This window comes from Brevinematia bacterium, assembly GCA_039630355.1.
Classification (GTDB): Bacteria; Spirochaetota; Brevinematia; order DTOW01; family DTOW01; genus SKYB106.
In genome coordinates this window covers 1-6,004 of the sequence record JBCNVF010000089.1, presented here as the reverse complement: position 1 = coordinate 6,004, position 6,004 = coordinate 1, and the positions used below count along the sequence as shown (strand labels likewise).

General features: G+C 37.0%; 6 protein-coding genes. 4 read left to right on the top strand and 2 right to left on the bottom strand.

Features of this window, described 5'->3' with window-relative positions:
* Positions 1-74: 74 nt before the first annotated feature.
* Positions 75-1,121, bottom strand: coding sequence for a tetratricopeptide repeat protein (locus ABDH28_05920; protein MEN2998554.1), 1,047 nt, complete (start codon positions 1,119-1,121; stop codon positions 75-77).
* Between the two features lie 241 nt (positions 1,122-1,362).
* Between ABDH28_05920 and ABDH28_05915 the strand changes: the two genes are divergently transcribed.
* The 3 genes from ABDH28_05915 (at position 1,363) to coaD (ending at position 4,394) form a co-directional block, all read left to right on the top strand.
* A complete protein-coding gene (locus ABDH28_05915; GenBank protein ID MEN2998553.1) occupies positions 1,363-2,256 on the top strand; it encodes an ABC transporter ATP-binding protein in 894 nt (297 codons plus the stop codon).
* A gap of 345 nt (positions 2,257-2,601) precedes the next feature.
* Positions 2,602-3,627, top strand: a complete 1,026-nt coding sequence (locus ABDH28_05910; protein ID MEN2998552.1) for a glycosyl hydrolase 53 family protein — start codon at positions 2,602-2,604, stop codon at positions 3,625-3,627.
* A 278-nt stretch (positions 3,628-3,905) separates the two neighbouring features.
* Positions 3,906-4,394, top strand: a complete 489-nt coding sequence (coaD, locus tag ABDH28_05905; protein MEN2998551.1) for a pantetheine-phosphate adenylyltransferase — start codon at positions 3,906-3,908, stop codon at positions 4,392-4,394.
* Here coaD and ABDH28_05900 read toward each other — a convergent pair.
* Complete coding sequence (locus ABDH28_05900) at positions 4,378-5,436, bottom strand: hypothetical protein (protein MEN2998550.1); 1,059 nt, start codon at positions 5,434-5,436, stop codon at positions 4,378-4,380. The two genes, coaD and ABDH28_05900, sit on opposite strands and share 17 nt — an antisense overlap.
* A gap of 141 nt (positions 5,437-5,577) precedes the next feature.
* Between ABDH28_05900 and ABDH28_05895 the strand changes: the two genes are divergently transcribed.
* Positions 5,578-5,865, top strand: a complete 288-nt coding sequence (locus ABDH28_05895) for a hypothetical protein (protein MEN2998549.1) — start codon at positions 5,578-5,580, stop codon at positions 5,863-5,865.
* The last annotated feature ends 139 nt before the right edge of the window (positions 5,866-6,004 follow it).

The following is a 6,004-nucleotide window of genomic DNA, read 5'->3' as shown; positions in this document are numbered from 1 at the left end:
CAAAACACCCATTAGAACTAATATGACACTCAAAATGTATCTTCTCATATCTCTTACTCTCTTCTCTTCTATTGTCAGTTAGTTAGCTTATTTAGATCTAGGTAGTTTGTAAGAATATCCCAAGCACTACTGTTATTAGTTGTCAGAATGTTAGTTATATCTTCGTTATCAAAGGTAGCGTAATTTGTTACATTTAGTGAGTTTGTAAGCTTAGTGATATTAGTTGCTATTTCAATGGGTATACCATTATTGGTCAAAAGCTCAACTATCCTATTGTACATGTTAACGTAGAAGTTATGATATCTTGTGAAGTTGGTATACACATTCGTTATCTGTGTATCTAAATCCTTAAAAGCCTTAAGAATCTGGACCTCTATTGACGAATCTTTAGAGTTAAGTTTGTTAGTAACAAATGAGAGTGAGCGAATGCTTTTTTGACCTTCAAAGAAGAAAGTGTTCATACCGCTCTTAATGACATGTCCCATGATAATAAATTCATTCGGTATTATGAAATTGCTCTCCAATGAGTTTGTCATCTTTTTTAGAAAGTTGTATAACAGGTCATTTGAATTGATTTTACCGTTATCATCGGTGTCAAGAGAGACAAAAAAACTGTTGATCTTATTGAATATACTAAAACTGAAGTGTAAGTTATCGTCATTGGTTAGCAATTTGTTATCAGATTTTCCTGTTATTACGATGTAAAGGTTACTGCTTATAGTGTTTGCTGATTGGTAGTATGTCTCGTTAGTGACGTAATATTCCACAAGGTCTGAGTAATTTGAGTTTGACATAATACTACTTATGTCCTTAGAAGTTCTTTCATAAAAGCTAACAATATTAGTTCTAGGAATTATTGAAAACATCTCGCAGTTTGCTATGCCTATTAATGCTCTAGAGCTTGAAGGGTCTATTTCTAGTGCTCTCTGGTAGAATTTCTTAGCAGTTTCGTAGTCTCCTATGTCTGCGTAGTAGTCACCCATATCATTTAGAAAGTTTACGCTTCCGATTGTTGACAAATCTTGAGTAGCAGGATCTACAAAAAGCGGGGAGAATACGTTAAAACATCCATACAGGCCTATGATTATGAGTATTATGAGACCTAATCTAACTCTTCTCATACACATAATATTATAATTACGATTCATCAAATTACAAAACTAGAGAATTGTTTAAGTGTTCCGAAGGCTTGAGACAATAAACCCTACTCCATTAGTCAGGCAGTCAGAACTCTTAAACATTTTGCTTGGTTACTCTTTAATTGAGGATCAAGCCTAGTTTTGGAACTTTTTGGTTTTTTAGAGAAGCAAAGTAGAAAGTGGAGTTGGCCTTGTTTATAATGAAAAGAGAGTTTGTGAGCCTATGGTAGCTATCAAGCTTGAGAAAGTTGAGAAGTATTTCGGAGAATTCAAGGCTCTTGATAATGTTTCGTTTGAGGTAGAAGAGGGAGAGATAGTTGGTTTTCTAGGGCCTAATGGTGCAGGTAAAACCACCACTATGAGGATAATAACTGGTTTTATGGAGCAGACCAGCGGTAGAGTTTCTGTCTATGGTTTTGACAACTTGACAGATCAGGAGGAGATAAAGAAGATAATTGGTTACTTGCCAGAACAACCGCCACTTTACCCTGAACTTTCAGTTGAGGAATATCTATACTTCGTAGGGGAGATTAGAAATGTGCCAAAGGTTTCCTTAAAGTCAAGAGTTAATGAGGTAATAGAGCTTGTTGGGCTTAAGGAAAAAAGAAATTTCCTAATATCTCATCTTTCAAAAGGGTATAGGCAGAGAGTAGGCATAGCACAGGCTATAATTCATAACCCCAAGATCCTTATACTTGACGAACCAACGATAGGACTTGATCCAATCCAAATAATTGAGGTGAGAGAACTGATAAGCAGATTAGCAAGAACAGAAAAAAGGACGGTGATCCTTTCCACTCACATACTTCAGGAGGTTAACTCTGTCTGCCAGAGGGCAATAATAATCAACAAAGGTAGGATCGTGAATGATATTCCTATATCTCCGTCGGATAAGAAATACTTTGTAATAAAGTTAAACAAGGATATTCAGGAAATAAGCTTACCTGAAGCAGAAGAAGTTTCAGTATCACAGAATGTTATTAGGCTAGCCCTGAAAGATCAATCTGAACTTGAAAACATTGTCAAAAAACTTGTTCAAAGAGAGTTAGTTCCTATTGAAGTTAGCCCACTCTCAACTGAGATTGAGAAGATTTTTGTTGATTCTGTCTATTCTTAACCATCTTTTTCAATTTCATTAAGTCTCACTCAATAAATTCCAACCTCCACTTAGGCAAGTAGCTAAGGTTCTAAGCTTTTTGTTATTTACTCTCTTTGGTTCTGGATAGTGTTCGTCAGTTACAAAATTTCACTTTACACCAACCTCCTAGGTGCTTACTGAGAAGAGTATTCGCCCATGTTCCTGAGAAGGAAGGAGAACTATGCTCAATTGTGAATTTTAGATTTCATTGACCTAGTTTTGAGATTTGTTGAAAAGATCGGTTTCCAGTTTGTAAATTTTAGGCTTTATTTAACTCCAAATGAAAGTTTTGATTTGAGTTTGTTAAGGGTTCATAATAGGTGTATGAGGTTTATGGGATTTCTAGTGTTGACGCTTTTAGTTATTGGGTGTAGTGATGTTCCTAAGAAGAATTCACGAACTGAGGTGGAAAGGTTTTTTAAAGGTGCTGATGTTTCTTGGCTTCCTCAGATGGAGCAGAGTGGATTTGTGTTTTACGACTTTGACGGTAGAGAGAAAGACTTACTTGACATACTTAGGGAAAACGGTATGAACATAATAAGGTTACGGACCTGGGTGAACCCTTCGGATGACCCTATTAATGGTCATTGTAGTGCTGATGAAACTGTTGATATGGCAGTTAGAGTCAAGCAAAAGGGATTCTCGCTGATTATAAATTTCCACTACAGTGACAGTTGGGCTGATCCTTCAAAACAGTATAAACCCAAGAGATGGGAAGGACTTACATTTGAGGAACTTAAGAATGCGGTATACGACTACACAAAGGAAGTTATGACAAAACTTGCAAGTAGAGGTGTTTATCCTGAGTTTGTGCAGATTGGTAATGAAATAAACTCAGGTATACTGTGGCCTGATGGAAGCTATACTAACTTTTCAAAGTTAGCGGAACTTTTAGCATCAGGAGCAAGAGCAGTCAGAGATGTGAACTCTAATACTTTGATAGTCATGCACTTAGCTAATGGTCATGATGCAGGTCTTTTTAGATGGTTTTTCAGCAACCTAAATAGATACTTTACAAACTATGATGTAATAGGTATGTCATATTACCCGTATTGGGCTGGTAACTGGAGGTATAGTTTGCCTATGCTTGTTTCAAATATGGAAGAGATGGTAAGATCATACGGGAAATATGTTATGGTTGTTGAAACAGGACATTTCTACTATGAAGAGGAAGAGAGTTATGACATGCTAGTTTCCCTAATAGAAGGAGTGAGGAATATTTCTGGGGGTAAGGGGTTAGGAGTTTTATACTGGGAGCCTCAAGGAGCGGAAATTTGGAGTAGATATTCTATGAGTTGTTGGAGAAACGATGGAAGACCCACTAAAGCTCTCAAAGCCTTCAGGCGATGATATTATAACCCATTGGCCGGATAGTTAAGCTTTCTAACTTTTTGCTTGCCTAATCTCTCTAGTTCTGGTAATACCCGAATGCAAAAAGTATTACTTTGCACTTGGCTTCTTAAGATACTTATAAGAGAACTGCCTATTAATCTCAGCGGGACTATAGAAAATACTGAAAAGAAGATTGCGTTTAATCCTAAATTTCAAGCTTTACTGCGATTATCCACCAGAGATGGAAGTTACCGTTGGTTAGGATTTATAATAGTTTGGCTCTTGGGGAGTTGAGGATGAAAATAGTTGTCTATCCGGGGACATTTGATCCGATAACTAACGGGCATATTGATATTGCAATCAGAGCTTCAAATCTTTTTGATAAAGTTATAGTTGCTATACCGAAAAAGTCTTTTCACAAAACTACGCTGTTTTCGGTTGAAGAAAGGTTAGATATGGCGAAAGAAGTATTTAAGGATAATTCTAAAGTGGAGGTAATGGAATTTGAGGGGCTGTTGGTTGATTTCGTGAGAAGAGTTGGTGCTGTTGCCATAGTTAGAGGGCTAAGAGCGGTATCTGACTTTGAGTATGAATTGCAGGTTGCACTTATGAATATGGAAATAAGTGGGGTTGAAACGGTTTTTTTCATGACGAGTGAAGAGAACATGTTTGTAAGCTCGTCAATCATAAAGGAGATTGCACTGCTTGGGGGAAATGTCAAAAGCAAAGTTCCTGGTATTGTTTGGGAAAAGCTTCAGGAAAAGTTTTCTAAAACTCCCAGATAGCTATCTTTCCATCTCTATCGCCAGAAATGAGAAAACTATTATCTACTGAAATTCTTAGAGACATTATATCATTACTATGCCATTCCAAAGTTTTCCTGAGTTCTAGTTTTTCTGAATCCCACACCTTTATTTTGTATGACTTACCACCGCTTATTATGTATTTCCCACTCCTGTCAAAGATTCCTACAATTATGTCTTTTTTGTCACTGTCAAATATCTTTCCGACTAGTTCATAATCTCTATTCCATACGGAAATATAGCTGTCTGCAGAGAATAAAGCAATCTTATCTTTGCTAAAGTCCACAAACTCTAGAGGTCCTGCATGAGCTCTAAGTGTTTTTATAATGTCAAGAGAATCTACCTTAAGAATTTTCGAAGTTTTGTCTTGGCTAGCGGTTAATAGGTGTTTGCCAGTGGGACTTATTTTTATCTTCCATATCTCTTCGTCATGTATTTTCCGCTTGGCTTCAAGGTTTAGTTTTTTCCCATCAAAGGATAGCTTATAAACGAATCCGTTTACATCGGAAGCGAATACAAGTTTGTCGTATATCTCTATACTTTGTATCCCCTTATCACTTATTCTGAGATTGTGTATGAAGTTTAAGTTTTTGTCAAAAACCTCTACGAAGTCATAGCTTCCGGAAAAAATGTAGTTGCCATCTTCTGAAAATTTCACAGGTGGTCCCCACAATGCTTGGTATTGCCTTCTTACGGAATCTACTTCGCGAATTTGAGGTAATTTTGAAATATCCCAAACTTTTATACACTTATCCGAACCTCCACTAACCATCAATTTCCCGTCAGGCGAGATATCTATATAGTAGATATACCCTGCGTGAGCTTGAACCCAGTTAAGCGGAATACCTTTCTTAGATAGAGTTTCTTTGGGTAGCGACTTTTCACCTATGGTAATGGTTTCTTGTTTGTATTCTTTTTCTTCTCTGTAATCTGTTTGCAGGGAGTCCTTTACTTGTGTCTGTGGGACACAGAACGAAAATATGATAAAGCTTAAAATCCAAAGCCTCTTTACCAAACCTTTCATACTCTTTTCCTGATTATCAGGGTAAATGAAAGTTAGGATACTTTCAAGTTATTAGGACCTGAAGTTTGTAGTAGAGTTTGGTAAAAATTAAAGTGAAAGAACCTCCTCTTGCCCTTAAAATAAAGGCAAAAGGAGGAATATATGAATCACAGAAACACTATAAATCACTTTATCAAAAACTTTCTATTTGACCTTCCAACCAAGCTCAGGAAGAAAATATCAGAAGTTGTTCTCGCAATCACCCTATCTAGGAGTTTGAGGATATCTAGGATATCTGAAAACAGTAGGAAGAGGGACAAGATGAGCCAGTGGGGAAGGTCTGAGTTTGTTAGAGGGTTGTTGGAAGAGTTGGATGTTGAAGTTGTTGAGAGGTTGATGGTTAGGGTTTTTGACGAAGATGCTGAGTATGTGATAGGGGATATAACCTAGGTTGAGATGAGGAGCGTTAGGAAAGATCATGAGTATGCTGGCGTGTTAAGTGATGGTAAGACGAGAGGGATATATGTTCTATACTTTGCGACTGCATACAAAGGTAGAGCGATAGTGTTTGGGCTGTTTCCAACATCAA

Bases quoted from the DNA above. Each gene is read 5' to 3' on its own strand.
- ABDH28_05920 (MEN2998554.1), bottom strand. From the start codon at position 1,121: ATGAGAAGAGTTAGATTAGGTCTCATAATACTCATAATCATAGGCCTG.
- ABDH28_05915 (MEN2998553.1), top strand. From the start codon at position 1,363: ATGGTAGCTATCAAGCTTGAGAAAGTTGAGAAGTATTTCGGAGAATTC.
- ABDH28_05910 (MEN2998552.1), top strand. From the start codon at position 2,602: ATGAGGTTTATGGGATTTCTAGTGTTGACGCTTTTAGTTATTGGGTGT.
- ABDH28_05895 (MEN2998549.1), top strand. From the start codon at position 5,578: ATGAATCACAGAAACACTATAAATCACTTTATCAAAAACTTTCTATTT.
- coaD (MEN2998551.1), top strand. From the start codon at position 3,906: ATGAAAATAGTTGTCTATCCGGGGACATTTGATCCGATAACTAACGGG.
- ABDH28_05900 (MEN2998550.1), bottom strand. From the start codon at position 5,436: ATGAAAGGTTTGGTAAAGAGGCTTTGGATTTTAAGCTTTATCATATTT.